2 protein-coding genes are annotated in these 3,158 nt (G+C 27.7%); one reads left to right on the top strand and one right to left on the bottom strand.

Annotated features, from left to right (window positions below; genetic code table 11):
* Nucleotides 1-153: 153 nt before the first annotated feature.
* A complete protein-coding gene (locus tag Q0138_RS00825) occupies nt 154-1,260 on the bottom strand; it encodes a DegT/DnrJ/EryC1/StrS family aminotransferase (protein WP_297979600.1) in 1,107 nt (368 codons plus the stop codon).
* A 624-nt stretch (nt 1,261-1,884) separates the two neighbouring features.
* On the opposite strand from Q0138_RS00825, the gene Q0138_RS00820 reads away from it, so the two are divergent.
* On the top strand, nt 1,885-3,087 hold the full coding sequence (locus Q0138_RS00820) for a tRNA (guanine(10)-N(2))-dimethyltransferase (RefSeq protein WP_297979598.1): 1,203 nt from the start codon (nt 1,885-1,887) through the stop codon (nt 3,085-3,087).
* Nucleotides 3,088-3,158 lie beyond the last annotated feature (71 nt).

Here is a 3,158-nt window from a genome sequence, read left to right as displayed (position 1 = left end):
TTAAAATTAAAATTAAAATTAAAATTAAAATTAAAATTAAAATTAAAATTAAAAAGAAAAAATAGTAAAGATATAATAAAAATTGTTAAATAAAAATAATAATAAAAATTGTAAAATAGAATAATAAAAAAAGAAAAAATTAAATTAAAAATACTAATTTAATTCTTCGTCTGCTTTTTTAATAACTTCAACGATTAAATCCAAATCTTCCTTAGTTAATTTAGCATGAATAGGCAAGGATAAAACCTCTTCAACTATTTCATCAGTTACTGGAAGACTTTGGTCATAACCCATTTCAGTGTATAAAACTTGATTGTATAAAGGAATTGGATAATAAATTCCATTTCCAATGCCATTTTCTAAAAGGAATTCAGAAAGTTCATCCCTTTTTCCATTTTTAACCTTAATGGTGTACTGATGATAAACATGCTTATATCCGTCCTTTACAACAGGAGTTTCAATAAGTTCAACATCAGCTAATTTTTCATTCAAGTATTTTGCATTTTCAATTCTTTTATCATTAAAGGAATCTATTTTTTTAAGCTGTTCAAGACCAATAGCTGCACCTATATCAGTCATTCTAAAGTTATATCCTAAAACTTCATGATGATATTTGGTTTTAGAACCGTGTGCTCTATAAACTCTTGCATTTTCTGCAAACTCTTCATTATTAGTTGTAATCATTCCACCTTCACTTGTAGTCATGTTTTTAGTAGGATAAAAACTAAAACAAGCCATATCTCCAAGGTTTCCAACTTTTACACCATTGTATTCAGCACCATGAGCCTGAGCGGCGTCTTCAATAACTACCAAATCATGTTTTTTTGCAATTTCCATAATAGGATCCATATCTGCAGATTGCCCATATAATTGAACAGGCAAAATTGCTTTTGTCTTGTCAGTAATTGCTTCTTCAATTTTTGAAGGGTCTAATGTAAAGGTTTCTTCATCAATATCTACAAAAACAGGACGAGCTCCAGTATATAAGATAGAATTTCCAGTTGCTGCAAATGTGAATGGACTTGTAATTACCTCATCACCTTCACCAATTCCAGCAGCTAAAAGAGCCACATGTAATGCAGAAGTTCCAGAATTTGTAGCTATACCATATTTAGCACCTACAAAGTCAGCAAATTCCTTTTCGAATTCGATTACTTTTGGACCTTGTGCAATCATACCAGATTTCATTACTTCAATTACTGCATTAATCTCTTCATTTTCAATAACAGGGCTAGCTATTGAAACTTTAATATCCGCCATATTTTTCACCTAATGATAAAACCAATTAATAAATTTAAAATAATAATTTAATAAAAATGAAATATTTTTAAAAATGAATTTTAACTTTTAGTTAAATTTTAAATAAAAATGAAATATTTTTAAAAATGAATTTTTCATTCTTAAATTTAATATAAATTAATAAAAACAAAATATTAGCAATAAATTTATTAAAATTTATATCTAATTAAAAATTAATATAAAAATATCAATATTTAAGTAAATTAAAATTATAAAAAATCAATATAAAATCATATTTTAATCTTTATCAGTATAATATTACTTTTTAATATTATATTAGTTTTACTTATTTGCAAAATAAAAACTCAAAACTAAACATTAACAATCAAAATTTTAAACTAAAAAATTAAAACCACAAAACTAAAACTTTACAAGCAAAATTTTTAAATTTAAAAATTAAAATCACAAAACTAAAACTTTACAAGCAAAATTTAAACTAAAAAATATAAACTTTACAATCAAAATGTTTAAAAAATAATAAAAATAATAAAAGAAAGAAATGATAAAGTTTTAAATTGTTTTAATTATTAAAAAAAACTAATAAATCAATTTAACAGATTATAAAAAATGAAATAAGGAGATAAAATGGAAAATAACAATAATTATTCCAAAAAGGAAATAAAAGAGTATAGTGAAGATGAATTAAAAATTATTGAAGAGGGCAATGTTCAAATTAAATTCCCTGATTTTGATAAAGTCTCCTCAGATGCTCCTGTTTTTTATAATCCAAGAATGGAATTTAATAGAGACACATCAATATTGGCACTTCAGGCTTATCAAAAAGAGGTTGATAGGGAAATAAACATCTGCGATCTCTTTGGAGGAAGTGGAATAAGAGGAATCAGATATAAAAAGGAAATTGATGGTGTTGATGAGGTCAATATTAATGACATTAGCGAATTGGCCAATGAATTTACAAGAATAAATGCAGAATTAAATGATGTTGATGTAACAATAGACCAAAAAGAGGCAAACATCGAATTAAGAAGCAATATGGGCAAATTTGATGTGATTGACATTGATCCATTTGGAACCCCATCACCCTTTGTGGATTCTGCAGGATATAATTTCAAAAGAGATGCCCTTCTTTGCCTGACTGCAACAGACACTTCCTGCTTAAGCGGAACCTATCCAGAACCATGCATTCGCAAATACAATGCAAAACCTTATAAAAGCGAATATTATCATGAAAATGGAATTAGAATACTTATAGGATTTGCTGCACTCACACTTGCAAAATACCAAAAATACATTGAAGTAAAATTATCCCACAGCAGCGAACATTATATGAGAACGTACATGAAGGTTAAAAAGGGCTCCAAGGCAACAGACGAATCCCTAAAAAACATCGGATATATCAGCCACTGCAAAAACTGCCTTTACAGAACAACAAGCAATGGACTTGCTACAGCAATTCCTGAAACCTGTCCCGAATGTGGAGAAAAGCTTGTCCATGCAGGACCTATGTGGTTAGGACCAATACAGGATAGGGAATTTATTGAAGAAATGATTGAAATTGCAGACACTAAAGACTTAAACACCAAAAACAAGGTCTTGAAAATGTTAAATTCCTGTAAAATTGAAGCAGATGCCCCTGCCAGTTTCTATGACATCCATAAGATTTGCAGAAATCTCAAAATCAGTGCACCGAAATTGGATTTGGTCTTTGACAAACTTAAAGAGGAAGGTTTCATAGCCGTTAAAACTCATTTCAGCCCACTGGGAATAAAAACAGATGCAAAAAGTAAGGAAATTAAAGAAATTGTTTTAAAATTGGCTGAAGATTAAAATAAAATAAAAAATTTTGTTTTAAAATTGGCTGAAGATTAAAATAAAATAAAAAATTTTGTTTTAAAATT

The organism is uncultured Methanobrevibacter sp. (genome assembly GCF_937906425.1).
Taxonomy (GTDB): Archaea; Methanobacteriota; Methanobacteria; order Methanobacteriales; family Methanobacteriaceae; genus Methanobrevibacter.
This window is presented reverse-complemented; position numbering and strand designations above follow the sequence as displayed.